The 25,666-nt window shown below is 40.4% G+C and carries 24 protein-coding genes, 3 tRNA genes and 1 pseudogene; 13 read left to right on the top strand and 15 right to left on the bottom strand.

Annotation, left to right across the window (positions count from 1 at the left end; translation table 11 throughout):
- Positions 1-26: 26 nt before the first annotated feature.
- Positions 27-776 (top strand): YebC/PmpR family DNA-binding transcriptional regulator, encoded by a 750-nt coding sequence (locus AC0T5Z_RS05685; RefSeq protein WP_291339613.1) that lies wholly within the window; start codon positions 27-29, stop codon positions 774-776.
- Positions 777-852: 76 nt separating this feature from the next.
- On the opposite strand, the gene AC0T5Z_RS05680 is transcribed toward AC0T5Z_RS05685, so the two are convergent.
- Positions 853-1,323 (bottom strand): Lrp/AsnC family transcriptional regulator, encoded by a 471-nt coding sequence (locus tag AC0T5Z_RS05680; protein ID WP_291339615.1) that lies wholly within the window; start codon positions 1,321-1,323, stop codon positions 853-855.
- A 458-nt stretch (positions 1,324-1,781) separates the two neighbouring features.
- Entirely contained in the window at positions 1,782-2,546 is a 765-nt protein-coding gene (locus AC0T5Z_RS05675; protein ID WP_291339617.1) for a glutathione S-transferase family protein, read from the bottom strand.
- Between the two features lie 267 nt (positions 2,547-2,813).
- Here AC0T5Z_RS05675 and ychF point away from each other — a divergent pair, with 267 nt between their 5' ends.
- Entirely contained in the window at positions 2,814-3,905 is a 1,092-nt protein-coding gene (gene ychF, locus AC0T5Z_RS05670; RefSeq protein ID WP_291339619.1) for a redox-regulated ATPase YchF, read from the top strand.
- 129 nt (positions 3,906-4,034) lie between these two features.
- Here the strand turns inward: ychF and AC0T5Z_RS05665 are convergent, their stop codons facing one another.
- Positions 4,035-4,526 carry a hypothetical protein gene (locus AC0T5Z_RS05665; protein WP_435337621.1) on the bottom strand — a complete coding sequence of 164 codons (492 nt, stop codon included), beginning with the start codon at positions 4,524-4,526 and terminating at the stop codon, positions 4,035-4,037.
- A gap of 104 nt (positions 4,527-4,630) precedes the next feature.
- Between AC0T5Z_RS05665 and AC0T5Z_RS05660 the strand changes: the two genes are divergently transcribed.
- The 5 genes from AC0T5Z_RS05660 to dapC all read left to right on the top strand — a co-directional run bounded on the left by AC0T5Z_RS05660 (position 4,631) and on the right by dapC (position 11,010).
- Positions 4,631-5,383, top strand: a complete 753-nt coding sequence (locus AC0T5Z_RS05660) for an AzlC family ABC transporter permease (RefSeq protein ID WP_414630594.1) — start codon at positions 4,631-4,633, stop codon at positions 5,381-5,383.
- Positions 5,380-5,727: an L-valine transporter subunit YgaH gene (gene ygaH, locus AC0T5Z_RS05655; RefSeq protein WP_435337622.1), complete on the top strand. Its 348-nt coding sequence runs from the start codon at positions 5,380-5,382 to the stop codon at positions 5,725-5,727. Before AC0T5Z_RS05660 ends, ygaH begins: the two co-directional genes overlap by 4 nt.
- Positions 5,728-5,908: 181 nt before the next feature.
- A complete protein-coding gene (gene purT, locus AC0T5Z_RS05650; protein ID WP_435337623.1) occupies positions 5,909-7,126 on the top strand; it encodes a formate-dependent phosphoribosylglycinamide formyltransferase in 1,218 nt (405 codons plus the stop codon).
- 27 nt (positions 7,127-7,153) lie between these two features.
- Complete coding sequence (glnD, locus tag AC0T5Z_RS05645; protein ID WP_291339627.1) at positions 7,154-9,820, top strand: [protein-PII] uridylyltransferase; 2,667 nt, start codon at positions 7,154-7,156, stop codon at positions 9,818-9,820.
- 20 nt (positions 9,821-9,840) lie between these two features.
- Entirely contained in the window at positions 9,841-11,010 is a 1,170-nt protein-coding gene (gene dapC, locus AC0T5Z_RS05640; RefSeq protein WP_291339629.1) for a succinyldiaminopimelate transaminase, read from the top strand.
- A 430-nt stretch (positions 11,011-11,440) separates the two neighbouring features.
- On the opposite strand, the gene tnpC is transcribed toward dapC, so the two are convergent.
- From tnpC to msrB, 5 genes and pseudogenes are all read right to left on the bottom strand, one after another.
- The gene (gene tnpC / locus AC0T5Z_RS05635; protein ID WP_435337624.1) at positions 11,441-13,066 is read right to left on the bottom strand and encodes an IS66 family transposase; all 1,626 of its coding nucleotides are present in this window, start codon (positions 13,064-13,066) and stop codon (positions 11,441-11,443) included.
- Positions 13,067-13,140: 74 nt separating this feature from the next.
- Entirely contained in the window at positions 13,141-13,476 is a 336-nt protein-coding gene (gene tnpB / locus AC0T5Z_RS05630) for an IS66 family insertion sequence element accessory protein TnpB (protein ID WP_000618087.1), read from the bottom strand.
- Positions 13,473-13,855, bottom strand: a pseudogene (locus AC0T5Z_RS05625) (transposase). The gene tnpB and the pseudogene AC0T5Z_RS05625 overlap by 4 nt, the downstream one beginning before the upstream one ends.
- Positions 13,856-13,993: 138 nt before the next feature.
- Complete coding sequence (locus tag AC0T5Z_RS05620; protein WP_291339631.1) at positions 13,994-14,473, bottom strand: glutathione peroxidase; 480 nt, start codon at positions 14,471-14,473, stop codon at positions 13,994-13,996.
- Positions 14,470-14,889 (bottom strand): peptide-methionine (R)-S-oxide reductase MsrB, encoded by a 420-nt coding sequence (gene msrB, locus AC0T5Z_RS05615; RefSeq protein WP_291340410.1) that lies wholly within the window; start codon positions 14,887-14,889, stop codon positions 14,470-14,472. Before msrB ends, AC0T5Z_RS05620 begins: the two co-directional genes overlap by 4 nt.
- A gap of 153 nt (positions 14,890-15,042) precedes the next feature.
- Between msrB and AC0T5Z_RS05610 the strand changes: the two genes are divergently transcribed.
- From AC0T5Z_RS05610 to AC0T5Z_RS05595, 4 genes are all read left to right on the top strand, one after another.
- Entirely contained in the window at positions 15,043-16,278 is a 1,236-nt protein-coding gene (locus AC0T5Z_RS05610) for a pyridoxal phosphate-dependent aminotransferase (protein ID WP_473786267.1), read from the top strand.
- A gap of 209 nt (positions 16,279-16,487) precedes the next feature.
- Positions 16,488-17,219, top strand: a complete 732-nt coding sequence (gene gloB, locus AC0T5Z_RS05605; protein WP_291339635.1) for a hydroxyacylglutathione hydrolase — start codon at positions 16,488-16,490, stop codon at positions 17,217-17,219.
- Positions 17,220-17,693: 474 nt separating this feature from the next.
- Entirely contained in the window at positions 17,694-18,722 is a 1,029-nt protein-coding gene (locus AC0T5Z_RS05600; RefSeq protein WP_473786262.1) for an IS701-like element ISAba11 family transposase, read from the top strand.
- Between the two features lie 337 nt (positions 18,723-19,059).
- Entirely contained in the window at positions 19,060-19,263 is a 204-nt protein-coding gene (locus AC0T5Z_RS05595) for a hypothetical protein (RefSeq protein WP_004971452.1), read from the top strand.
- 239 nt (positions 19,264-19,502) lie between these two features.
- On the opposite strand, the gene AC0T5Z_RS05590 is transcribed toward AC0T5Z_RS05595, so the two are convergent.
- From AC0T5Z_RS05590 to AC0T5Z_RS05570, 5 genes are all read right to left on the bottom strand, one after another.
- Positions 19,503-19,587, bottom strand: a tRNA-Leu gene (locus tag AC0T5Z_RS05590).
- 37 nt (positions 19,588-19,624) lie between these two features.
- A tRNA-Trp gene (locus AC0T5Z_RS05585) sits at positions 19,625-19,698 on the bottom strand.
- Positions 19,699-19,731: 33 nt separating this feature from the next.
- Positions 19,732-19,816, bottom strand: a tRNA-Leu gene (locus tag AC0T5Z_RS05580).
- A 117-nt stretch (positions 19,817-19,933) separates the two neighbouring features.
- A complete protein-coding gene (locus AC0T5Z_RS05575; RefSeq protein ID WP_435337441.1) occupies positions 19,934-20,788 on the bottom strand; it encodes a serine/threonine protein kinase in 855 nt (284 codons plus the stop codon).
- Positions 20,781-22,310 (bottom strand): DUF3336 domain-containing protein, encoded by a 1,530-nt coding sequence (locus AC0T5Z_RS05570; RefSeq protein ID WP_291339640.1) that lies wholly within the window; start codon positions 22,308-22,310, stop codon positions 20,781-20,783. Before AC0T5Z_RS05570 ends, AC0T5Z_RS05575 begins: the two co-directional genes overlap by 8 nt.
- 184 nt (positions 22,311-22,494) lie before the next feature.
- On the opposite strand from AC0T5Z_RS05570, the gene AC0T5Z_RS05565 reads away from it, so the two are divergent.
- A complete protein-coding gene (locus AC0T5Z_RS05565; protein ID WP_435337442.1) occupies positions 22,495-23,367 on the top strand; it encodes an ATP-binding protein in 873 nt (290 codons plus the stop codon).
- A 114-nt stretch (positions 23,368-23,481) separates the two neighbouring features.
- On the opposite strand, the gene AC0T5Z_RS05560 is transcribed toward AC0T5Z_RS05565, so the two are convergent.
- Together AC0T5Z_RS05560 and tsaD are read right to left on the bottom strand one after the other, a co-directional pair.
- Positions 23,482-24,192, bottom strand: coding sequence for a hypothetical protein (locus AC0T5Z_RS05560; RefSeq protein WP_291339644.1), 711 nt, complete (start codon positions 24,190-24,192; stop codon positions 23,482-23,484).
- Positions 24,193-24,272: 80 nt separating this feature from the next.
- Entirely contained in the window at positions 24,273-25,289 is a 1,017-nt protein-coding gene (gene tsaD / locus AC0T5Z_RS05555; protein ID WP_315277972.1) for a tRNA (adenosine(37)-N6)-threonylcarbamoyltransferase complex transferase subunit TsaD, read from the bottom strand.
- A gap of 146 nt (positions 25,290-25,435) precedes the next feature.
- Here tsaD and rpsU point away from each other — a divergent pair, with 146 nt between their 5' ends.
- Positions 25,436-25,651: a 30S ribosomal protein S21 gene (rpsU, locus tag AC0T5Z_RS05550; RefSeq protein WP_001136722.1), complete on the top strand. Its 216-nt coding sequence runs from the start codon at positions 25,436-25,438 to the stop codon at positions 25,649-25,651.
- Positions 25,652-25,666 lie beyond the last annotated feature (15 nt).

Below are 25,666 nucleotides of genomic sequence, written 5' to 3'. Positions count from 1 at the left end.
GCCAATCTGTAAGGAGCATAGTTCGCATGGCGGGTCATTCCAAGTGGGCCAACATTAAGCATCGTAAAGCCAAACAAGATGCTAGTCGTGGTAAGTTGTTTACCAAATTTATTCGTGAATTAACAACTGCTGCAAAGCTCGGCGGTCCAGATGCGGCAAGTAACCCTCGTTTACGTGCTGTTGTTGAAAAAGCACTTTCAGTTAATATGACACGTGACGTTATTAACCGTGCCATCCAGCGCGGTGCAGGCGGTGAAGATAACGACGATCTTAAAGAAGTAACATATGAAGGTTATGGTGTAGGTGGTGTTGCTGTTATTGTAGAAACCATGACAGACAACTTAAACCGTACTGTGCCAGATGTACGTCACTGTTTCTCTAAAACTGACGGTAACTTAGGCACCAATGGTTCTGTAGCGTTTCTATTCACAAAACGTGGTGAAATTTCATTTGAAGATTCATCTTTAGAAGATCAAGTGATGGAGGTCGCTTTAGAGGCTGGCGCAGAAGACATCGAAGTGTCTGAAGATGGCATTTTGGTTATTACCACGCCAGAAGCTTTTGGTACAGTTCAAGATGCGCTAACAGCAGCAGGTTTGAAATCTGACAATGCTGAAGTGGTCATGAGTCCATCGACTAAAGCAGAAATTACGGACATCGACCAAGCGAAAAAAATCATGAAAATGATTGATATGCTTGAAGATTTAGATGATGTTCAAAACGTATATACCAACGTGGAATTCTCCGATGATGTTTTAGCACAATTAGACGCATAATATGTCTAAGTGCAATTCATAAAAACGCACGTTCTCGTGCGTTTTTTTATAGATCACGCAAAATAATTCTAATAAATTAAACTTTATTTAATAAACCATGACAGTTTAAAACATCATATTCTTTAATCACAAAGCTAGAATGCAAACCTGCCACATGCTCGATTTTACCAATCCGTTTTAGTAAAATTTCACTGTAATTTTCCATATCTCGCGCCACAACCTCTACAATAAAATCTGCAGTCTGCCCTGTCACCAAAAATGCGCGTATCACTTCAGGAATACTTTCCAGTTCATCCAAAAATTTGGCAAAAATATCAGTATCGTGTTTGCTTAATGATACCTGCAACAACACATGTAAACTAAAACCCAATTTTTGATAATTAATTTCACGCTTTAAACCTGAAATAATTTTATGATCGATCAGACTTTTAATACGGCGATGCACGGAACTAACCGACAGATTAATCCGCTCGGAAAGTTCATTTAAATTGACATCTTCGTTGCTTAAAATTTCTAAAATATGCTTATCGAAGCGATCTAATTCCATTTTTCAAGCACTCAATCTAATCAGATAAAAATCAAACATATACCGCCATTATACTTGAATTATTTTGCAGACTAAGTATTTTTATTGAAAATTCATTCCAGTAGTAAAGCAAAATCTTTATGGTTATAAAAATAACCGCTTAACGTTTGGAGCAACTCCATAGACAAACGGGATTTCATTGAACTTATAGTTTTGAACATCTAAATTTTCAAAAATCCAATAAATAACAGCTTCGTACATATATTGTCACAATCCTAACCATCTATTTTTTGAAAGTGTATAGAAATGTATTAATACAGATGCACTCAACAATAAGCACAATGCGCCGCCAAACTTGGTACAGAATTTTGATTTGAATCACTTAAATTCTTTGATTAAATTTTTGTTGCTAGGTTTTTAGAGATCTGTATCCCAAAATACGCGCAGATTGCGCGGATGTTTATTTAAGGCAATAACATTTAAATACCGCGCCAATCTACACGTGCATTACGCTCAGTTTGATAAATACGCGAAACATATTGCCCTAAAGGCAAATCTAGCAAATACTTTTGATAATCTTTAAATTCTTCAGAAATGACTTCATCGTGTTCTTTTTCCCACGGCGTACCTGAAATTTCTAAAATAGGCGCAAGCATCGAACATACTGAAATATCGGCTAAACCCAAACGCTCACCTACAAAATAACGTCCATAATTATCAATCAAATGTTGATTTAAAATGATAATTAATTCATCCATCCGCTGTTTGGATTCTGTGACTTTATCTTGATCGAGCTGATAACCCTTAGACACCAAAGCTTTAATAATTGGCTTAGAATATTTAGAAAACTGACGCAAATAGCCTTTTTCACCAATTAAAATTTCCAAAGGTTCTTCACTTTCAGATAGTGCATGCGCCAAACCCCAACGACGCACATGCTGCCCCAATTCGTCAGCCAAAGTATTTATGGCAAAGGCATGTTTATATTGCTCAGCATCACTGCGTAACAAGGCATGTTCGGGATAAACATCATCCAAATATAAAGCAATTTGAGTCGAATCTGCTATCCAACGCTCTTGATCACGTAAAATAGGTAATTTATTTTGCCCTGTTTTTAATTGTGCAAAAGCGCGATGTACACCTGGAATTAAGTTTTGCGCATCATAATCTAATTCTTTATGATCCAATAACCAGCGAGCTTTCTCACAAAAATGAGACAGAGGAAACTGGTATAAGATGCGCATAAAATCTCCATATTTAAAATTTTGATATCCAAAGCAATATCAATACTGTGCATGTCATACTTTAGTCATAGCTTCTTATAATTACAATGTACTTTTTATTCAAAAGTCAGGCGAAACAGTCAGCAATTCAAATCAATTCCTGCTAGACATTCAACCAACAACGCTAAGCAGACTGGAGTGGAGAAACATCTGTTCGATGACCTGACTTTATCTGCCCTTTCATGTAAAATCGTGCCTAATTTTTAAATAACACGTTGTGAGTTATTCATGGGTTTTAATTGTGGTATTGTGGGCCTGCCAAACGTTGGTAAATCTACGCTTTTTAATGCTTTAACCAAAGCTGCAATTGCAGCGGAAAACTTCCCGTTCTGTACCATTGAACCAAATACAGGCATTGTACCTGTGCCAGATTCGCGTTTGGACAAATTGGCAGAAATCGTAAATCCACAACGTGTATTACCCACCACGATGGAATTTGTAGATATTGCAGGTTTGGTTGCAGGTGCATCTAAAGGTGAAGGTTTAGGCAACCAATTCCTTGCCAACATTCGTGAAACCGATGCGATTGCGCATGTGGTTCGTTGCTTTGAAGATGAAAATGTGATTCATGTAAATGGTAAAATTGACCCATTAGATGACATTGCAACCATCAATACAGAACTTGCTTTGGCCGATTTAGAAACGGTGAGCAAAGCCATTACACGCTTAGCAAAATCTGCCAAAGGTGGCGATAAAGACGCCGTAGCGACCAAAGCTGTTTTAGAAAAAATTCAACCTTTACTAGATGACGGCAAGCCAGCACGTGCAGCCAATTTAGATGATGATGAACGTAAATTGGTTCGTGGTTTTGGTTTATTAACCTTAAAACCAACCATGTATATTGCCAACGTGGCAGAGGACGGCTTTGAAAACAACCCGCACTTAGATGCAGTTAAAAAACTTGCTGCAGAAGAAAATGCGATTGTGGTGCCATTATGCAACCAAATTGAAGCTGAAATTTCATTGCTTGAAGATGAAGACCGTGCAGAATTCCTAGAAGCTCTTGGTATGGAAGAGCCAGGTCTGAACGTAGTGATTCGTGCAGGTTATGCGCTTTTAGGTCTGCAAACTTACTTTACTGCAGGCGTACAAGAAGTCCGTGCATGGACAGTGAAAGTAGGTGCAACAGCACCACAAGCAGCAGGCGTAATTCACACTGACTTTGAAAAAGGCTTTATTCGTGCTGAATGTATTGCTTATGATGATTTCGTACAATACAACGGCGAAGCAGGCGCAAAAGAAGCAGGCAAATGGCGCTTAGAAGGTAAAACTTATATCGTACAAGACGGTGATGTTTTACACTTCCGCTTTAATGTTTAATTGTTTTAATGCTTAGTTTTACAACAATGCATGCAGCCAAGTATTGATTCAATAAAAACCTCGATGTAAGTATCGAGGTTTTTTTATGGAAGATTCTGCATCAGATCAATGCAAATAATCTCAATTCACCTAAGACTGAATCACATTGCCCTTTTGTTTCGGGTCGGTATTGCCCAATTCTGGATGTACCAATGCATCAGCACATTGTTTTTTATCCCGTTCATAATCAGCTTGTTTTTGCGCAAGACTGCTTGAACTGTCAATCGTCGCACGTGCCCAGATTTCCAGACTGGTCAATGCCTTACGACACAGCGCATATTTCCCTTCAGTTACAGAGTCGGTCATTTTGACATTAATACGCCAGTCGGTACTTAATTTACGGGCAGGTTTGCGGACTTTATCTTCAATTAAATTACGCTGTTTACGATACACGTATGGCTCAACTTCATTCATCAATTCCCACGCGGCTTGAGCATATACAGTCGCATCATTGGTAAGTTTTGGCGCAGGCTTAATTGCTACTGTTTTTTTCGGGTTGTTGTCATTGCTACACGCTTGCAATAACAGGCTACTGCATAACATTGAAGCAAGCAGGATTACAGGTGTTTTCAATTTCAACATATCGGTTCGCCCATACAAACAATTCGGCATCATGCTAATGAATTCAAGTATAATACACAATCTTCATTTGACCCATTGTTCAACTTTCTCCCACAAGGTGTGTCGTGTCCGTACACAATATTCAAACTGTACCCGCAGCAAGTTTTTGGCAAGGTGCAAAAGATAGTCAGGCAATCATTTTTACCTATCTACCTGTTTCTTTTGCTTTTGGTGTTTCTGCCACTCAATTCGGATTTAGTGCATGGGAAGCCTTATTTTTATCTTGCTCAATGTATGCAGGGGCAAGTCAATTTTTAGTCGTTGCATTATTAGGCAGTGGAACTTCAATCTGGATGACTGCTTTAACAGTGATTGCTTTGGATATTCGACATTTACTTTACGGCCCGGCCTTACAAAACCTGATTCAAGATCGTTTAAACCTCAAAAAAACCGCAATTTGGTCATGGGGCCTAACCGATGAAGTTTTTGCCTCAGGCATGATTAAACTGTCGCAACGCCGTCAGGAATGGTCTGAATCATGGATGCTTGGACTGAGTTTATTTAGTTGGATGTCTTGGGCATTAGGCTCCTTGTTAGGTGGATTATTTGCCGATCAAGTCACTAAAATGCCACAGTTTTTACAAGCAGCACTCGACTTTTTATTGCCCGCTTTATTCCTCAGCTTCTTATTGGCCGCTTTTGAAAAGAAACACACCTTTGTGGTGGGAATCACCATTTTAGTGTCTGCCGTAGCTTGTTATTTTATTGACTTATCTGCTGCAATTTTTATTGGGATTGCTTCAGGTATTTTGGCGGGATTATTTAAACACTATGTATTAAAACAACCCGACCCTGAACATACAGGAGCAAAATCATGAGTTTGGAAATTATTTTGGTCGGTATTGTAGTCGGTATCGCAAATTTTGCCTCACGTTTTGGTCCATTCTTTGTAATTCAAAAGTTTCATCAAGGCTCACAGCAACGTGGTGCGTTATGGCTCAAAATCGCTTTGGGCAGCATTGGCATTGCCGCAATTAGCTCTATGCTCGTGGTTGCAACCTTGCCACCTTTGCTTGAAACACCCAATAAAAGTTTTGCGATGTTGATTGGCTTTTTAGTACTCACAGGTTTGTATTTTAAGTTTAAGAAAATCGTACCTGCCACGCTTACCGCGGCCATCACCTATGGTTTAATTTATACTTATGTGCCATTTTCGTTCTAGTGTGTCTGAAGTTTAGAGGTTGAATCGCTCAAATAATCTATTTCAGAATTCGGCCTTAACTGCTTTAAAACACTCAATGCAATTGAAGTTGATGACAAAATCATGATTTTATTGCAAACAAGGCTTAACTCATAGAACAGTTCTGCTATGCTAAAAGCCCACTTTAGCAAGGACGATTCACATGAGCGTAACCATTGGTACTCCCCTTCAATCTTCTGCTTTTAAAGTTTTGCTATTGGGTTCAGGGGAACTCGGTAAAGAGGTGGTAATTTCACTGCAACGCTTAGGCGTAGAAGTACATGCCGCCGATCGCTACGATCATGCGCCAGCCATGCAAGTCGCACATTATGCTTATACTTTAAACATGGCAGATGCCACAGAATTAAAACAACTGATTGAAAAAGTTCAACCCAATTTAATTGTGCCTGAAATTGAGGCCATTGCGACATCAGTTTTACTTGAAGTTGAAGCGCAAAATATTGCAACCGTCATTCCATCTGCCAAAGCGGTAAATTTGACCATGAACCGCGAAGGCATACGTCGTTTGGCTGCCGAGGAATTAGGTTTACCAACATCAGCTTATCGCTTTGCCAATTCACTCGAATCTTTCCGTGCTGCGTGTGATGACATTGGTTATCCCAACTTTGTGAAACCTGTGATGTCATCTTCAGGCAAAGGACAATCGCGTGTGACCTGTTTTGATGAAGTTGATGCCGCTTGGGAATATGCCCAAACAGGTGGACGCGTCAATCAAGGCACAGTGATTGTGGAATCACAAATTGACTTCGATTTTGAAATTACCTTATTAACCGTACGTGCTAAAAACGCAGAAACAGGTAGAATTGAAACTTCATATTGCGACCCAATTGGTCACCGTCAAGAGGCAGGCGACTATGTAGAAAGCTGGCAACCTCAAGCCATGAGCGATGCTGCCTTGACTGAAGCTAAACGGATTGCGGATAAAGTGACCACTGCCTTAGGTGGTTGCGGCATTTTTGGTGTAGAACTGTTTGTGAAAGGCGATAAAGTCTGGTTCAGTGAAGTCTCTCCTCGTCCACACGACACAGGTTTGGTGACATTGGCTTCACAATTCCAAAGTGAATTCGAATTACATGCCCGCGCGATTTTAGGCTTACCTGTCAATACCACACGCCATAGCGTTGCAGCCAGTGCGGTGATTTATGCAGGTGTCGATGCAACAAATCTTTCATTTTCTGGCCTAAATCTTGCATTAGCACATCCCGATACAGATTTACGTTTATTTGGCAAACCAGAAGGTTTTGTACGTCGTCGTATGGGCGTTGCGACTGCGCGTGCAGAAACAACAGAGCAAGCACGTGAGCTAGCTCAGCATACTGCGGACACTGTTCGCGTACATTTAAACGAAAATCAAAATTAAGCTCGTCATTGCATAACGGAATTGTCCATGATCATTACATTACCCTTGCTGAATTATGTAAAAAGCAACCATGACATTCAGGCCATTAACCAATGGCGCACCGATGTCGAAAATCAGCTACAACAATGTTTTGAAAATGGACAATCCATTCGTGAAGTGATCTTGGCGCGTTCTAACCTGATTGATGAAGCGCTCACTTTTTTATGGCAACATGCCGAATTAGACCAAACCGATTTGAGCCTATTTGCAGTGGGTGGCTATGGGCGCAAAGAAATGCTGCCCTATTCTGATGTCGATATTATGGTGTTGTCGGAAGATGCGATCACAGCAGAACAAGAACAACTTATTTCGACTTTTATTTCGTCTTTATGGGATGTTGGCAATTTCAAACCTGCCACCAGCGTGCGGACTATTCAAGACTGCGTGATTCAGGCAACCAGTGATTTGACTGTTGCAACCGCCTTGATTGAAGCACGTTTAATTACGGGAAATCAGCAACTTGCCAAATGGCCACGTCGTATTGTTTCGCAAACTTGGACAGATAAAACCTTTTTTGATGCCAAAATGCAGGAACAAAGTAAGCGTTACGCACAGCACAATGACACCGAAAGTAATTTAGAACCCGATATTAAAAATGCTCCGGGCGGTATTCGTGACATCAACCAGATTGGATGGATTGCCAAACGCCATTTTCGGGTCAATCGTATTTACGACTTGGTGCATTTAGGTTTTATTTCAGAGTTTGAATTAGCTGTACTCGAAGAAGCCGAAAGCTTTTTATGGGAAATCCGTCATCATCTCCACCGTTTAACTAAACGTGATGAAAACCGTTTATTGTTTGATTATCAACGTGATATTGCAGCATCTTTTGGCTATGTTCGAGAAGAAGGTAAACCACAAAATTACCCAATTGAACAATTTATGAAGCGTTATTATCGCTCTGCACAGCAAGTTTCCACTTTAAATGAAATGTTGCTGGCCTATTTTAATGAGTCGGTAATTACCCCGCGTTTGCCTAATTATGAACGTAACATCGAAGAAATTAATGAAAATTTTAAACTGGTCGATGGCAAACTTGCCGTACAGCACCACAAAATTTTCTCAGAAAAACCAAGTGCAATTTTAGAAATTTTCTATTTATTGGCCAATCGCCCTGAAATTGAAGGAATTCGCGCACGAACACTGCGCCTACTAACACTTGCAGCCAAGCGCATTGACCAAAGTTTCCGTGATGATCCAACACATCAAGCGCTATTTATGGCGATTTTGCGCTCACCGCACCGTTTGTATAATACCTTGGTGACCATGAAACGCTTAGGCGTTTTGGGCAATTACATTCCTGCTTTTGGACAAATTACAGGCTTAATGCAATATGACTTATTCCATATTTATACAGTCGATGCCCATATTTTACTATTGCTCCGCAATTTAAGCCGCTTCAAAGAACCTGAATTTGCAAAAGATTTTCCTGTGGTCAGCTCGGTATTTCAACGTCTTGCCCGTCGTGACATTATTTATTTGGCTGCGATTTTCCATGATATTGCTAAAGGTCGTCGTGGTGATCATAGTGAGCTTGGTGCAGTAGATGCTATCGATTTTTGCCGTAAACATGGATTTACCGAGCGTGAATGTAACCTTGTGGCTTGGTTAGTCAAAAATCACTTATTGATGTCAGTCACAGCACAGAAAAAAGACATTTCTGACCCAGATGTGGTCAAAGAATTTGCCGAAAAAATGGGAGATATGGAGCATTTAGATTATCTCTATACCTTAACAGTTGCCGATATTAATGCCACAAATCCAACGCTTTGGAACTCATGGCGTGCATCTTTAATGCGCCAACTTTACACACAAGCGCGTGATGTCATTCGTTCAGGGCTTGGGCGTCCAGTCGATTATCAAATGCTGATTGAAGACACCAAGTTTGCCGCTAGTGAATTACTGGTCAATAATTTTGAACTCAGTGCCGTTGAAAAAGTCTGGCAAGAACTGGGCGATGAATACTTTATTAAAGAATCTGCCGATGAAATTGCATGGCATACCCGTGCAATTTTGGAGCATGGCGATAATCCCGCACCATTAGTGCTCATGCGTGCGCACCGAAAATCAGCACAAGATGCAGTACAAATCTTTATTTACACTCAAGACCAACCTAACTTATTTGCTACAACCGTCGCCATTTTAGACCGCATGAACCTTGACGTTCAGGATGCACGAATTATTACTGCAACTAAAGCCTTTAGTTTAGATACTTACGTGGTTTTAGACCGTTTTGGCACACTCTTGACAGACCCAGAACGTGAAGAAATGGTGATTGAGGCTTTGGTCAATGCTTTGAGCCAGTCAGATAAATATCCAGGTCTGATGCAACGTCGTATTCCACGTCAATTGCGTCATTTTGACATTGAAAACACAGTCGAAGTGACGTTCAATGCAGCACTGAATCAAAACATGGTCGAAATTGCCACACTAGATCATCCTGGTTTACTTGCCAAAATTGGCGGCTTGTTTATGATGCAAGGCTTAGATATTCACTCCGCCAAAATTGCCACCTTGGGCGAACGTGCTGAAGATATTTTCTTTGTCACAAAAAAAGATGGCAAACCAATGACAAAATCTGAAGCAGATACTTTTGCCATCCAGCTTAAAGCTGCTTTAGATGAGGCCTCTAATCAGGTCTGTAGTCAACATTAACTTCAATTTACGGAACATCCATGAACTCAAGTTTGTCCTTATTACAGCCTTATCCTTTTGAAAAGTTAAACAAACTATTTCAGGACGTACAACCTGCAAATTTGCCGTTAATTCCACTGTCTATTGGTGAGCCCAAACATCCTGCACCTGAATTTGTCAAACAAGCCATTATTGATAATTTTCAGCATTTATCGACTTATCCGAACAGCAAAGGTCTGCCTGAATTACGTCACAGCATTGCCAATTGGCTGACACAACGCTTTCATTTAAAGCAAGTTAATCCAGACACTCAAGTTCTCCCCGTTTCAGGTACGCGTGAAGCGATTTTTTCCTTCGTACAAGCCTTAATTCAACGTGAAGATGCACCTTATGTAGTGATGCCCAATCCATTTTATCAAATTTATGAAGGAGCAACTTTATTGGCAGGTGCTCAACCCTATTTCATCAATTGCACCGAAGACAATAATTACTTGGGTGATTTTGATGCCGTACCTGCAGAAGTCTGGGAAAAAACCGCTTTATTGTTTGTCTGTACACCAGGAAATCCAACCGGTGCTGTCCTTTCAAAAGAACTATTTAAAAAGCTGATTGCTCTGTCAGATCAATATGATTTTGTGATTGCATCCGATGAATGTTATTCGGAATTATGGTTTGACCAAGCACCTACAGGTTTACTGGAAGTCTGTGCCGAACTTGGACGCGATGACTACAAAAACTGCATCGTATTCCACTCTTTGTCTAAACGCTCAAACTTACCGGGCATGCGCTCAGGCTTTGTTGCGGGCGATGCAAACTTATTAAAACCTTATTTGCAATATCGTACCTATCATGGTGCGGCAATGCCTGTTCAACATCAATTAGCCTCTATTGCGGCTTGGGATGATGAACAGCACGTTGAAGATAACCGCCAACAATATCGCGCCAAGTTTGAATTATTTCAAACAGAGCTTGGGCATTTACTGCCACTAAAAAAACCAGATGCGGGTTTTTATTACTGGCTCAAAGTCGATCATGATGAAAACTTTGCCAAAATGTTGATGGAAAGAGCCCATATTAAAGTGCTTCCAGGTCGGTATTTATCTCGTGAAACTGTACAAGGTAACCCAGGTGAAAACCATGTTCGCTTGGCTTTGGTCGCAGATTTAGCACAATGTGAACAAGTGATTCAACGTCTTAAAGCGGTTTTATAAGCTTGTTGTTAGATGAATGTACAAGCGATTAATCGGAATCGAAAAACTGCTTTAGACTAAAGATATTAACCCCGTGAAAACCGACTTACAGCATATTGTTTAGTCGGTTTTTATGCTGCTATATCAAGATAGTCAATTAGACAAAACTTCACAGATGTGCTTTTTTAATAATCAATATTAATCGTAATACGATCTGTATATTCCCAACCCGTACATGAGATTCATGCACGTGAAGCAGTCCTCAACAGATTTGCGGAATTAGGGCGACCACTTACACAACTTAATCCTTAAATTCGGCTCAAATAGTGGTGCTTTGACTTTCAAATCTTTGTGCCACACAGCCTTTCGGATAAAAAAGATCCCGAAGGATCTTTTTTATCAATAAACATTCAAAATAAACGTAAGCGTCCGCTGAATCCCATACCAATTTTTAATTCAATTTAGGTTTCCAGCAGTGTGGCAGTAACTCTTCAATCTGGGTCACTTTATGTGTCGGTAACCTTTTCAGCACATCACTTAAATAGGCATACGGATCCAGCCCATTCAGCTTTGCTGACTGGATTAACGTCATGATGTTTGCCGCTCGCTGACCACTGCGCAGCGAACCTGCAAACAGCCAGTTCTTGCGCCCCAACGCCCAGGGACGCATCTGATTCTCGACCCAATTATTGCAAATAGGTAGATTGCCATCATCCAGATAGCGGCTTAAAGCTGGCCAACGCTTCAGAGTGTAATTGATGGCCTTGGCGGTGGGAGAACTCGATGGCACTGTCAGATGATGTTGGTTGAGCCATTCATATAGTTGTTGCATCACTGGTTGACTATGCTGTTGTCGGTATTCGCGGCGGTCTTCCGCTGTACCATCGGTCTTTTTCCTGAGTTCTGCTTCTATCGCATACAGTTTCTGAATCATCAGTAATGCCTGTTCAGCGATCTGACTTTTCCCAGTCACATGTAGCTCATGGAATTTACGACGTGCATGCGCCATGCAGCCCACCTCAATGACATCGCCTGATTTAAAGCGTGCTTTATAACCACTGTAATCATCACAGACTAGATAGCCCTGCCAGCCTTTCAAGAACTCTTCTGCATGCTGACCTGAACGGCTATCCTGAAAGTCATAGATCACCGCTTGAACTGGATTGTACTGTGTAGTGGCATAGGCCCAGACATAACCTTTCTTCGGTTTTTTCTCATCATCACCCATCCGCATGATGGTGACCGGCGTTTCATCGGCATGGATCACCCGCTGTTGCAGCACCACCTGTTTTAAGGCATTGGCCAGAGGTTCCAGTTCCACACCGCAGCGACCTATCCAGTCAGATAAAGTAGATCTGGACAGATCAATGCCCGCCCGCTGATAGATCAGGCGCTGACGGTACAGCGGCAAATGATCGGCATACTTCGATACCAGCACATGGCTGAGCAGTTCAGGTGAAGCAATGCCTTTATCAATCACATAGGCGGGCATCGCTTGCTGAGTCAGGGTGTCACACTGATCACAGACCCATTTGCCACGCACATGCTGTTCCTTATAGAACTGTGCCGGTCTGAAATGCAGTTTTTCACTGATATCTTCGCCGATACGACGTAACTGGCAGCCACAACTGCATTGGGTTGATGCTGGTTCATGCTCAATACGAATGGTGTGTAGATGATCGGGCAGCAGTCGACGTTTAGGTTTATTTGCTTTGGCTTTGTGTGTCGCTGCATCGGTTTTATCTGCATTCAGCCGTTCCAGTTCCAGATCAACCGCGGCAATATCTTCTTCAACCGCTTCATCCCATAGATGGATTTGTTTTGCAGTGAGATGTTCGTTTTTACTGCCGAATTTGTGCTGTTTAAATAGTGCGAGTTCATGCTCGTATTTTTGATTGAGAATAGAAAGATGTTGAACTTTAGAATCTAATTGCTGATTGGTGACTTCAAGATGTTGAACTCTGGCATCTAATTGCTGGTTTGATTGTGCTAGAGACTGATGCTGCAGCGCCAACTGTCTGGTAAATTCCAGCAGTTGTTCATGGGTCAGTTGGCTTAAGTCAGGCAGCGTATTCATGACCGCAGTATGCCTGAGGTCATGAGAAGAATGAAATAGAACGTTTGGAGAATAGCAGAATGGAGCAGCCTGGTTTAAAGCATCGTCACCACCTGCTGTCGTCCAATGCGCTGCCAGGGCAAACCCTGGATCAGTGCCTGTAACTGTTCCGGGCTGAGGGCCACGGTTTCACCTTGGTGAACTTGAGCCCAGTGAAATTTGCCCTGTTCCAGCCGCCGGGCACACAGCCAGATGCCCAATCCATCATGTACCAGTACTTTCATGCGATGGCCACGTTTATTACAGAACAGGTAAGCACAATGCGGTTTGATGTAGCCAAAGGCTCTCACCACCTGAGCCATGACAGTATCCATCCCTGCTCGCATATCCAGAGGTTGGGTAGAAAGCCAGATTTCATCAATGCGGATCATGTTGCAAGTGCCTTGAGTAATTCTGCTAAAGCAGATATTTCTGATGTCTGCCATTTTAGCTGAATATCATTATTCGTATGAGGCACGGTGATACACAACGTGATCCTCTCATCAATAGGTTGGCTGATTGCAGCAGTGTAAGGCAAAGCATAAATGCTGGATTCACATGAGTAGGATCCTGCACGGCACCCTCATGATGGCTGAAGATCCTGATCCAACGACTGACAAGGTTGGCATTAATACTATGTTGCAGTGCGACCGAAGCGATCGAGGTATTAGGATTTTTACAGGCATTGACAATACTGAGTTTGAATTCTTTGCTGTATGTTCTGCGTTTTTTAGCAACAGGAGGTGTTGCTGAATATATATCCATGTTCATGGATTAAGTCCCCACTTGTTTTTAGGTGGGAACTAAATTAAGGCTTATAGGATCGCTTGGTAAGGCTGTGTTAGCCGGATGCTTACAAATAAACAAGAATATGCTCCACTTATTCTGTGTTATGAATATTTACCACACTCAAGCTAATGCCTTTTCAATTTCCGCCTGCAAATCCTCAGGTTTGGTGGTGGGAGCAAAACGGTTCAATACCTTGCCATCTTTACCAATTAAAAATTTGGTAAAATTCCATTTAATTCCGTTACCCAAAATACCTTTACTGTTGTTGGTCAGGTAACGAAAAATCGCATGTGCTTCAGGACCTTTGACATCAATTTTGCTAAACATTGGAAAACTGACACCATAGTTTTTTTGACAGAAGCTCCCAATTTGCTCGTTGGAACCTGGATCTTGCCCACCAAACTGATTGCACGGAAAGCCCAAAACTTCCAGACCTTGATCTTTATATTGTTGATATAACTTTTCTAAACCTGCAAATTGAGGCGTAAAACCACATTTACTGGCTGTATTTACAATCAACAAGACCTTCCCTTCATAATCACTAAAGGCTTTATTTTGTCCATCTAATAACTCAGCTTCAAACTGATAAATGTTGGTCATGGATAATTTCCCTCATCATTTTTTTCTTGTGTTTTGAGTTCTAAAGAAGCCGAATTTACACAATAGCGCAATCCTGTTGGCTGTGGGCCATCATCAAAAACATGCCCTAAATGTGCGTCACAATGATGACAAACAATCTCGGTACGCTGCATACCATGCGAGTCATCCTGATGCTCCTCAATCACCCCAGGCTGAATTGGACGAAAGAAACTTGGCCAACCGCTACCGCTGTCATATTTTGTTTCTGATGAGAATAGTGCTGTACCGCAACAACGACAGGTATAAATACCCTCTTGTTTAGTATTCCAATATCTCCCCGTAAAAGCAGGCTCTGTACCTTTTTGACGTGTAATCCGAAATTCCTCTGGTGATAACTCTCTTTGCCATTCTCGGTCTGTTTTATTGAGTTTTCCCATCACTAACTCCTTTAAATCTTTGACATTCAGTGTCATGCTTCAGTACTTCCATATTTACGCTAGAGCTTGCAAAATATCTAGCTAAATTTCAGCATAGATTGTGATATTTCAGTAATCTATAATTTATTTATCTTCTAATGATTGGATGGAACTATGTCCGTACTAGGTAACACAACTCCACGCGAAATAAAAAAATCATCAAAACTTGAGCATGTATGCTACGACATTCGCGGACCTGTGTTACGAGCGGCCAATGAAATGGAAGAAGCCGGTCATAAAATTATTAAACTAAATATTGGCAACCCTGCCCCATTCGGTTTTGAAGCGCCACAAGAAATTATTAATGATGTTGCATTGAACTTACCCAATGCGGTTGGTTATACCGACTCCAAAGGGATTTTCCGTGCACGTAAAGCAATTTGTCAATACTATCAGCAAAAAGGCATTTTCGATATGCATGTTAATGATGTGTATATTGGCAATGGCGTGTCTGAACTGATTGTTATGGCAATGCAAGGCTTGTTGGACGATGGCGATGAAATGCTGGTGCCTATGCCTGACTACCCGCTTTGGACTGCGGCAGTAAATTTATCGGGCGGTACTGCCATTCACTACAAATGTGATGAAGAAAACTTTTGGTATCCAGACATTGCTGATATGGAAAGTAAAATCACGCAAAATACGCGTGGTATTGTCATTATTAACCCAAATAACCCAACGGGTGCGGTTTATCCACGTCATGTGTTGGAACAAATTGTAGCGTTGGCAAAAAAATATGACTTAATTTTATTTGCCGATGAAATTTACGACAAAATTATTTATGACGGCATTGAGCATGTTGCAGTTGCAGCTTTAGCGGGTGATCAGCTCTGTATTTCCTTCAATGGCTTGTCTAAATCGTATCGCATCGCAGGCTTCCGTTCAGGCTGGATGGCAATTACAGGCGATAAATCTCGTGCTGCGGATTACATTGAAGGTTTAGACATGCTGGCGTCTATGCGCTTGTGTGCCAATCATCAGGCGCAATACGCGATTCAAACGGCATTGGGTGGTTATCAGTCTATCAATGACCTCATTCGTCCGGGTGGTCGTTTATACGAACAACGTAACATTGCATGGAAAATGTTGAACGACATTCCTGGTGTGTCTTGTGTCAAACCTGAAGGCGCAATGTATTGCTTCCCTAAACTTGATCCAAATGTCTATCCAATTGAAGATGACGAAAAGTTAATGCTCGATTTGCTCAAAGCAGAAAAGGTTTTGTTGGTTCAAGGTACAGGTTTTAACTGGCCAACGTCTGATCATTTCCGTGTGGTGTTTTTGCCTGCAGAAAATGAATTACGTGAAGCAATGACACGATTAGGTCGTTTCTTGGCAAAAATCCGCTAAGACCAAACCGAATCTCTGTTTTAAAATGCCGTGTGGATCACGGCATTTTTTATGGATTTGGTTTTTTATTTCTATTTTTTCTTTTATCTCTTGTTCATCATCAAGCAGTAATACAGCAAAGCAATACCCTGACACTTAGGGATACACTTTTACACGCCCGCAAAAGCATGCTGTAATAGCCACAAGCGATTAAGTTTCAGGAATTGAGCATGCACTACCAAGTCCATCTTATTGATGCGCAAAAACCATCACAAAACTATATTTGGTTGCTTGAGCATTGTGCCAGTAAAAAAGTGGTAGTGGTTGACCCAACCGATGCCAAACCTGTTAAAGATTTTTGCCAAAAACATGGTTTAGAGATCGCGCAAATTTGGTTGACGCATTGGCATCAAGATCATATTGGCGGTGTGCCTGAACTCATTGCGGAAGGTAATTTGCCTGTTTATGGGCCACGTGAAGAATTGAGTAGAATTCCGTTTATCACGCATCCGTTACTAAACCAAGACCATGTCAATTTTCATGATTTACAGGTTGATGTTATTGCCGTTCCGGGACATACCTTGGGGCATATTGTGTATTTTATAGATGCGTTGGATGTATTGTTCTGTGGCGATACTTTATTTGCAATGGGCTGTGGCCGTGTTTTTGAAGGTACACATCAGCAAATGTACCAATCGCTCAATCGATTAGCTGCTTTGCCACCGCGAACCCAAGTGTATTGCACCCACGAATATACCCTTGCCAATGCAAAATTTGCGCTACATGTAGAACCCGAAAATTTGGCAATTCAGGAGCGTTATCAGCATATTGAAAACTTACGTATGCTAAATCAATCGACTTTGCCAAGCAGTATTGAATTGGAACTCGAAACCAATCCATTTTTAAGAGCAGAAAGCGTCCAAGAATTTCAAAAATTACGTGAATTGAAAGATAATTTTTAAATGGATTTATAAGTCATCACGATGTTCAATTACACAACACAGATTGCTTATAAAATTTGATGGCTTGCCGCAAACTCATCTCATTGAGTTTGCGTCACCACACGCACAGCGTTCATTTCATCGGCCCGTACCAAAAATTGGACAATCCAGGCTGATAACGGCATGCGCTGCCAGAAGGCAGCATAAACCACTTCGGATTGGAAGGAAAACAATAATCAACCTTCATACCCGAGCATCACAGCAACAGGCTCTAGTCCTTGATTTTGTATCAGCTTCACGATGTGCTCCACCTGCTGTTGAATTGTTTGTGCGATCATGGCTATTTCACAAATCTTCAAATTGAACAATAGTAAAAGCTAATGCCTATTAAGTACTGACATGCTACGCACTGATACACATTTCGCTAAATTAAAGCTTCTAGGACTTACGCATTGACGGATTCAAAAAAGTATTAAAATACTTTATAAAGTATCTGTGATCAGACGAATTAAAAATGCTTCTACAGCAACTTGTACTCTACCCATTTATATGGGCTTTCTCATGACAGAACCGAACTCTATTAGCTGCACACAACTTGCCGAGACTTATAATATCTCGCATGATAGTGTAAATCGCTTTCTAGAGCGTGAAGACTACACACCTCACGACCTATATCAAGAAGCAATTCAACATATTGATAATAATAAACTTATAGTCAGTATTGATGATACTGTTTTAGATAAACCATATAGTCAACATATGGACTTAGTTAGCTATTTTTGGTCAGGCAAACACCACCGATCCGTCAAGGGTATTAATCTCATTACCTTGTATGCGACAGATCAAAATGGTCAAAATATTCCAATTAATTTCCGAATTTATGACAAATCTGAAAGTAAAACCAAGAATGATTACTTTATGGATATGTTAAGTGAAGTACTCAGTTGGGGTGCAAAGATTCAATTTATTACAGGTGATAGTTGGTATTCATCGACTGGAAATCTAAAAACCATAAGAAAATATGGTATTCGATTTATGTTTGGTATCGACTGTAACCGTAAGGTTTCCCCAGAAAAAGGACAATGGTTTCAACTGCGTTTATTGCCAGATTTCCATCAGGGTCAAGTGGTCTGGCTCAAAGATTTTGGCTTTGTACAATTATTTAAGACTCAGTTAAAAGAACAGCAGAGGTTTTATATTGTGCATCAAGATGAAGATGATTTATTGTCCTTTGATGGTTTTCATGAATTACATTCAAGTCATTGGAAAATAGAACAATATCACCGAGTGATTAAACAGGTTTGTCATATTGAAAAGTTTCAAGTAAGACGATCTAAACTGATTTTGAATCATATTTTTTCAGCCTTGATGGCCTACGTCGAGATACAAAAGAACCAGTTTGAGGGGATCTTTGAAAATGTATATCGTTGGCAGAAGAAATTATTTAGACCAATCATCAAAGACTTCATTGATGACTTTATTCTCGATAAAAATCATCTGCTACCACAGAGAATCTATAAATGATAGTGCGTAAGTCCTAGCTTCGCATAAAAAATGGATAATCTTCATGTGTACATGCTGAAATAAATACAGCCTAAACCAAAAAATCATTAACAAAATATTTCTAAGTCATCTTTTGGCAATACATTTAAGACCTTAAAATCAATGGCACCAATCCAATAAAAACAATAAATATCAAAAATTTATTCTTCAACAATTGTTTCAAAATATTCTATTTTCAAAAAAAGACTTTAGACTTCGCAAAATCAGTGCAAAAAATATCTAAGAAATACATTTCTGCCCTTTAAAAAACCAAGAAATATCCCTATTAATATTTAGATGAATGGATAGGAGTTCTCTCGTGAAAAAAGTTGTTAAAGCAAAAAATTTAATTGCGTTTCGTATTTGGCTAGAAAAATTAGGTTATTCAGTCAAAAATTTGGCGGATGGTCACGGTTTCACGTTTAGCTTTCAAAAAGAGTATGGTTTAGTCACTTGCGAGCTTTCTGGTAATGCTTTGGCAATGAAATTAGGCGAGGAATTTGAAGACCATTTAAAAGCATAAATACTTATACCATATATAATTATGCGATAACGGTTGAACTTGATAGGATGCAAAAAATAAAAATTCAAATCGTATTTCATCAATATTTAAAGATAATTTTGCCCATAACCTGTTTGTGGGCTTTTTTATACGAAGTTCAAATCTTGAAATACATCGAAACTTTGTCAAAGAGATGCAATGATTTAAAGCTAAATAACAGGCAATAAAAAAGCAAGGTCAAGGCCTTGCTCTTTAATACATGGTGGGGACGGAGAGACTCGAACTCTCACACCTCGCGGCGCTGGAACCTAAATCCAGTGCGTCTACCAATTTCGCCACGTCCCCCAACATCGGGTACCAACTGAGTTGTTGGATTTTAATTTGGCAGAGGATCAAGGATTCGAACCTTGACGAACGGTTTTGGAGACCGTCATGCTACCATTACACCAATCCTCTGTAACTTAAAATCAAGCTGGCTTGATATTTAAGTGGTGGGGACGGAGAGACTCGAACTCTCACACCTCGCGGCGCTGGAACCTAAATCCAGTGCGTCTACCAATTTCGCCACGTCCCCGATGGCTGTGTATATTATAGAGATCACTTCCTGATGACAAGCCTTTTTTATAAAAAAGCGCAATGACTGTTTAAATAAAAAACAAAAAACTATTTTTTGATTTTTTCTTCAGCATATTCAGCCACTAAGCCATAATTTCAACTCTGCAATACTCGCTGCACGCTGTGAAATGGGCTTCGCTAGCATGTGATTCAGTAGTGGTAAAAATGCTTGTAGATGTGCAGGAAGTTGAATATGTAATCTTTGACAGTGTAAATACGCCCAATCATGGTAACTATTTGCCTGTAAGCGTTGTTGCGTTAACCATTCATAAAAAATAATGCCTAACGCATAAATATCACTTTGTGTAGTTTTAGGCTGCCCGTGAAATAACTCTGGCGCCATATAACGCGGTGTAGCTGTTATCGTTATCCCCTGAGATTGAATATCTGCAACTTGCTGTACTTGCTCAAAATCTAATAGCTTGATATGTCCATCTAACTGTACAAGATGTTCAGCTTTTAAGTCGGCATGAATCCAATCCAATTGATGCAATACTTCTACTGCTTCAAAGACACGCCAAAATATATGTTTAATCTCTTCTGTATGCTCAGGTAAATTACCCATCGCAAGAACAGCTTTTGCTTCAGGCAAAATTAAAGCACGTGAATAGACCTGTGAATAATGAGATAAAATGTCATGTGAATTACCATGCGACTGAATATGAATGGGTACAGCATCCATCAATTGACATGGCAATAAAAAAGATAAATGTGATGATTGCGCGTACTTTTTATAGAAGTTCCATTCTTGTGCAAAGCCCTGCTCTACTGTCGGATGAACACCTGGTTGTTGGACTTTAAGCCAATAAAACTGCCCTTGATGTTCAAAACGATAGATATGCCGACCATGTTGCAAACTTTGTGCTTTACTGCGCAGCTCGAACTGCGCAGAATTTAACTGTTGAACATCCAAATTCACAATATTAAACAACAATTACGCCAGGGCGCATTTCTGCTGCGACTTCAGTAGATACTGCAATTTGAGGTGCATTTAATAACTCTAAGCAATGTTGCAAAGTTTTACCAACACGTGCATGTGTTTCTATCGATGAAATTTTAGGCCAAGTCGCGCGTTCGCCTTCACGCTGTAAAATTTTAAACAAATGTGGTTTTGGGTTTTGCAACATGTAGCTGTAATGACGTAGGTTGTAACTTCCTACAATATTCACATCACCATAATAGCGCTGATCGACAATCCCATAGCCATGATCTAGCAAACGACGCACTGGCGGTACAGCACCTGCACGCTCACGTACAAAATCCATTACCCCACGACTAATCACTTTACCCTGACGACGAATAATCCGTTCTGGCCAACTCAGCATATCTTTACGATAACGCTTAATATCATCCTGCATAAACGGCACCACATGAGGATTCACCTGACTGGCAATGGTGTAATTGATATTATACAAACGTGCCATCTTTTCCTGCGGGAAATCACTACGCACACTGCCATCCACCCAACGAGTTTTGCCCATATATGGAGTATATTCGCCATCATAGCGCTTATTGGTTAAACGTACTGGTGGAAATAAAATTGGCACAGCACACGAGGCCAACACCGCACTCCAAACCAACAAATCTGGTGCAGTAAAGCTATTCATAATGCGTGAGTCTTGCGATGTATCGTAAGGCGCAACCGCCACATTAATATGTAAACCTGATTTTTTAAACGCTTCTTCAAACGTGGTATCGCCTAAGTTTTTGATCAGGAATTTTTTTAAATAATGTACATCGGCAATCCCACCATTGCCTTTAAGAATTTCCCGCATTTGTCTAAACTGAAATGCTTCGTGGAAAAATGACTCACCACCCAATATATGTTGTACTTCTTCAGGTTTTGAGATACCTAACATTGCAGTCATTATTGCGCCTGCACTCGAACCCGACAGCACTTTAGGCATTAAATCCTGTTCAGCCAATGCCTTACAAACACCTGTATGAAACAAACCTAGCGTTGCACCACCAGAGAACATCAATGCAGGTTGTCCGTATGCCGTTTGACATTGCTGAAAAAACTCTATTTTTTCTGATTTGGTGAAAGCCTGACATTCATCTGAAGCGACAAAAGCCAAACTTTTGCTGACTTCATCAACATAATCTTCAATAATTTTTTTAGTACCCACATAAGTTGCAGTGAACAACATAGGATGAGCAATATTGGCAATGTCAAAAGTTAAACCTTCACGCAATATATAAATTAAATCGCGACTGCGTTCGGTAGTGCGGTAGCGGCGTAATAAATTTAAACGGTGCGAGATAATTTCCGCGTCAAAATATGGTGAACTGTTGTCATATTTCCATTCTTGCGCACCAGTTTCTTCATCTATACGAATGGCAATACTTTTCCATTCTTCATAAGATTCGGCATTTTGAATTTGGTGCTTGAGCTTTTTTATGCGATAGGCTTGATGCGGATTAACATCTTCGGTGAAACCTTTAAATAACATAGCATTCCTCAATCCGTTAGTTTATTCGCAGCACTACGCTTGCCGATGCCTACTATACACAACAATATCTTAAAAATAATAACATGCGTCAATGACTAAGTAAGTACCGCAATTGGCAAACCTAGGTCAATTGCGCTAGTCTTAAACTGTACTTTTCGCTCTGCAATTATAAAGCTGAACTATCATGGCAAACCTAGATTTACCCGACAACATCTTAATATCACTTTCGCATGTACTCCAACAACTACAGCAAAGTTTACCTGCTTTAAAACAAGAAACCGACTTTTCTGCTATTGCATTCAAATGGCAAGATCAACAATTGATTGCGATTCAACAACCAAGAAAAATTGATTTGGATGATTTAAAAGGCATCGAAAAGCAAAAAGAAAAGATCATTCAAAACACCTTGCAGTTTTTAAATGGCTTACCTGCCAATGATGTGTTACTCACAGGCTCACGCGGTACAGGCAAATCATCTATTGTACGTGCATTACTGACTAAGTATGCCAATCAGGGATTACGTTTAATTGAAATTGAACGCGATGATTTGTCTGAATTGCCAGAAATTCAGAAGATCATTCAGCATCGTCCTGAGAAATTTATTGTCTATTGCGATGATTTAGCTTTTAACGCAGAAGATGAAAATTATCGTTCTTTAAAAAGCGTGCTAGATGGTTCATTACAGTCCGGTTCAAGTAATTTTGTGATTTATGCCACCAGTAACCGCCGGCATTTATTACCTGAGTTTATGCATGAAAATACACCAGTAACGCGGGTAGATGTACCGCAATATACTGAATTGCATCCTCAAGAAGCAATTGAAGAAAAAATTTCATTGTCCGATCGTTTCGGGATGTGGCTGTCGTTTTATCCAATGGATCAGAACCTGTATTTAGAAATTGTCGAGCATTATCTGCAAAAGGCGGAGATGGAACTCACCGCTGAAGCGCGTGCCGAAGCTTTACGCTGGTGTCAGGCACGTGGGCAGCGTTCTGGTCGTGCCGCCTATCAGTTTTCAAAACATTGGATTGGCTCTGCGCAGTTAAAGCAACTTTAAGTTGCCTATTTTCTTGCCTGACAGAAACAGCGATTGTGGATTGAAAATCCTCATCTACAATCTGTTCGCTCATCATGTTGAAAAGCCCAACCTTGTGAGATTGGGTTTTCTATCTTAAGGATTAATCGCTTTTTCTTTTTTAAATTGTGAAATGATCGTATTCATTTCAGGTTCAAATAATTCAATATACCGATCAGATAACCCGCGGCTTGAAGATGGATGTGGTAAACCTATAATCTGACAGTTTTCAAACTCACAAAAATATATTTTAAATTTTCTTCCTGAAAACTCTTTCTTTTGCTTCACTACAAAACTATCTAGAATTTCTGTACCTATAATTTCTTCAAAACGGGCTTTAACTATAGGATTTCTTAAAAGATGTATCAGCTGACTTCCCATAAACAGGATAATCTTAGGTTTTAAGATACTGATATGATTTATAAAATTATTGACCTGTTCTTCGCTCAACAGATGCGAGTAATTCGCTAATTGATGATTGCAGGTATTGGCCCAATTGGTCTGTATAATGGACTTATCAAAATCCTGACCATATTCATTACTATCAAGCGGATGCCCCCATAAAGCAAACCATCGTTTAATTCTATTATCATAGGGCCATGATAAAGCACCCTGCCCATATCTCGGAACTTTGTTACTAAAGGTACAGGCGATATTAAAATCAACTGGCTTTGCGTCCTGTGACTGCTCCTGATCTTTCTTAGAGTTACCCCATTCATAACCGCATATCATCAAACCCTGCTGATCATTCCAACCTTCAAATATCCCATTACCCAAATTTAAATCTTTATATCTGACTGATTTCATTTTAACTCAATAAAAAATTATTAAATTCATTGCATTATAAGCATTAAAAAAAGAGGCTTTCGCCTCTTTTACATGATCTTTTATGCTTGCTCTGGATTGGTCAATTCCGTCATCGGCCAGCGCGGAGTCGTGGTCACAGACAAACCATCCTGCTGCCCTGCTTTTAAACGCTGATAACCCGCAAAAGCGATCATTGCGCCATTGTCAGTACACAATGCAGGTTCTGCATAATAAACTGCTGCACGAATTTTAGCTAAATCTGCTTCTAAACGCTCACGTAAACGAGTATTTGCGCTCACGCCACCCGCAATCACCAAGCGTTTTAAACCTGTTTGCTTTAAAGCTTTTACCGATTTTTTCACCAAAGTATCAACAATCGCTTCTTGGAAACTTGCCGCAATGTCTGCATCACGGTTTTCATCACCCAGCTTTTTCATTTGCACTGAAACCGCGGTTTTTAAACCACTAAAAGAAAATTCTAAGCCTTGGTGCAACATTGGGCGTGGGAATTCAAAGGCTGTGGCATCACCTTGTTCAGCCAATTTGGCAATATTTGGCCCACCTGGATACGGTAAACCCATCATTTTGGCAACTTTGTCAAAAGCTTCGCCCGCAGCATCATCAATCGACTCACCTAACAATTCATATTGACCAATGCCATAAGCTGCCATGAGCTGTGTGTGTCCACCCGAAACCAATAAAGCCACAAACGGAAATTCTGGTGGTGTTGCAGACAATAATGGTGCAAGCATGTGCCCTTCCATGTGATGCACGCCAATCGCAGGTTTATTTAAGGCAAATGCCAAAGTTCGTCCAAATAAAGCACCTGTCATGAGTGCACCCATTAACCCTGGGCCACGGGTATAAGCTACTGCATCAATTTCAGATTTTTTGACTTCACTCTGCTTAAGTAATTGATTGATTAAAGGGATCAGTTTACGCACATGGTCGCGTGAAGCCAGTTCGGGTACTACACCACCATACTCTGCATGCAATTTAATTTGGCTATACAGTACTTGCCCGCGCAAACCCAACTCGCTGTCATACAGTGCAAGTCCCGTTTCATCACAAGATGTTTCCAAGCCTAAAACGATCATTAAATTGCCTATAACCTGTATCAATTCTATTGCGAAATCTATTATAGACTTGTGATATGAGATGTAAATGAGTAAAATATTGACCTTCACTTGTGATCGTGGGCAATTTCGCCCAGATCTTATCCATAACTTAATGAGGATTCTTCATGCCACAAGTTAAATTGAAAGAAGGCGAACCAGTAGACGTAGCTATCCGTCGTTTCAAACGTTCTTGCGAAAAAGCAGGTGTTTTAGCTGACGTACGTAAACGTGAATTCTACGAAAAACCAACTCAAGAACGTAAGCGCAAAAAAGCTGCTGCTGTTAAACGCTACCAAAAGAAATTGGCGCGTGAATCAGTACGTACTACTCGCCTTTACTAATTAATTTGTGATTGC

The sequence above is a fragment of the Acinetobacter pengchengensis genome (assembly GCF_982235305.1).
Note: the sequence above shows the minus strand (reverse complement) of the source record. Positions and strands in the feature narration are given on the sequence as shown.

Coding starts and splice junctions, on each gene's coding strand:
- AC0T5Z_RS05685 (WP_291339613.1), top strand. CDS start 27: ATGGCGGGTCATTCCAAGTGGGCCAACATTAAGCATCGTAAAGCCAAA.
- AC0T5Z_RS05680 (WP_291339615.1), bottom strand. CDS start 1,323: ATGGAATTAGATCGCTTCGATAAGCATATTTTAGAAATTTTAAGCAAC.
- AC0T5Z_RS05675 (WP_291339617.1), bottom strand. CDS start 2,546: ATGCGCATCTTATACCAGTTTCCTCTGTCTCATTTTTGTGAGAAAGCT.
- ychF (WP_291339619.1), top strand. CDS start 2,814: ATGGGTTTTAATTGTGGTATTGTGGGCCTGCCAAACGTTGGTAAATCT.
- AC0T5Z_RS05665 (WP_435337621.1), bottom strand. CDS start 4,526: ATGTTGAAATTGAAAACACCTGTAATCCTGCTTGCTTCAATGTTATGC.
- ygaH (WP_435337622.1), top strand. CDS start 5,380: ATGAGTTTGGAAATTATTTTGGTCGGTATTGTAGTCGGTATCGCAAAT.
- purT (WP_435337623.1), top strand. CDS start 5,909: ATGAGCGTAACCATTGGTACTCCCCTTCAATCTTCTGCTTTTAAAGTT.
- glnD (WP_291339627.1), top strand. CDS start 7,154: ATGATCATTACATTACCCTTGCTGAATTATGTAAAAAGCAACCATGAC.
- dapC (WP_291339629.1), top strand. CDS start 9,841: ATGAACTCAAGTTTGTCCTTATTACAGCCTTATCCTTTTGAAAAGTTA.
- tnpC (WP_435337624.1), bottom strand. CDS start 13,066: ATGAATACGCTGCCTGACTTAAGCCAACTGACCCATGAACAACTGCTG.
- tnpB (WP_000618087.1), bottom strand. CDS start 13,476: ATGATCCGCATTGATGAAATCTGGCTTTCTACCCAACCTCTGGATATG.
- AC0T5Z_RS05620 (WP_291339631.1), bottom strand. CDS start 14,473: ATGACCAACATTTATCAGTTTGAAGCTGAGTTATTAGATGGACAAAAT.
- msrB (WP_291340410.1), bottom strand. CDS start 14,889: ATGGGAAAACTCAATAAAACAGACCGAGAATGGCAAAGAGAGTTATCA.
- AC0T5Z_RS05610 (WP_473786267.1), top strand. CDS start 15,043: ATGTCCGTACTAGGTAACACAACTCCACGCGAAATAAAAAAATCATCA.
- gloB (WP_291339635.1), top strand. CDS start 16,488: ATGCACTACCAAGTCCATCTTATTGATGCGCAAAAACCATCACAAAAC.
- AC0T5Z_RS05570 (WP_291339640.1), bottom strand. CDS start 22,310: ATGTTATTTAAAGGTTTCACCGAAGATGTTAATCCGCATCAAGCCTAT.
- AC0T5Z_RS05565 (WP_435337442.1), top strand. CDS start 22,495: ATGGCAAACCTAGATTTACCCGACAACATCTTAATATCACTTTCGCAT.
- AC0T5Z_RS05560 (WP_291339644.1), bottom strand. CDS start 24,192: ATGAAATCAGTCAGATATAAAGATTTAAATTTGGGTAATGGGATATTT.
- tsaD (WP_315277972.1), bottom strand. CDS start 25,289: ATGATCGTTTTAGGCTTGGAAACATCTTGTGATGAAACGGGACTTGCA.
- rpsU (WP_001136722.1), top strand. CDS start 25,436: ATGCCACAAGTTAAATTGAAAGAAGGCGAACCAGTAGACGTAGCTATC.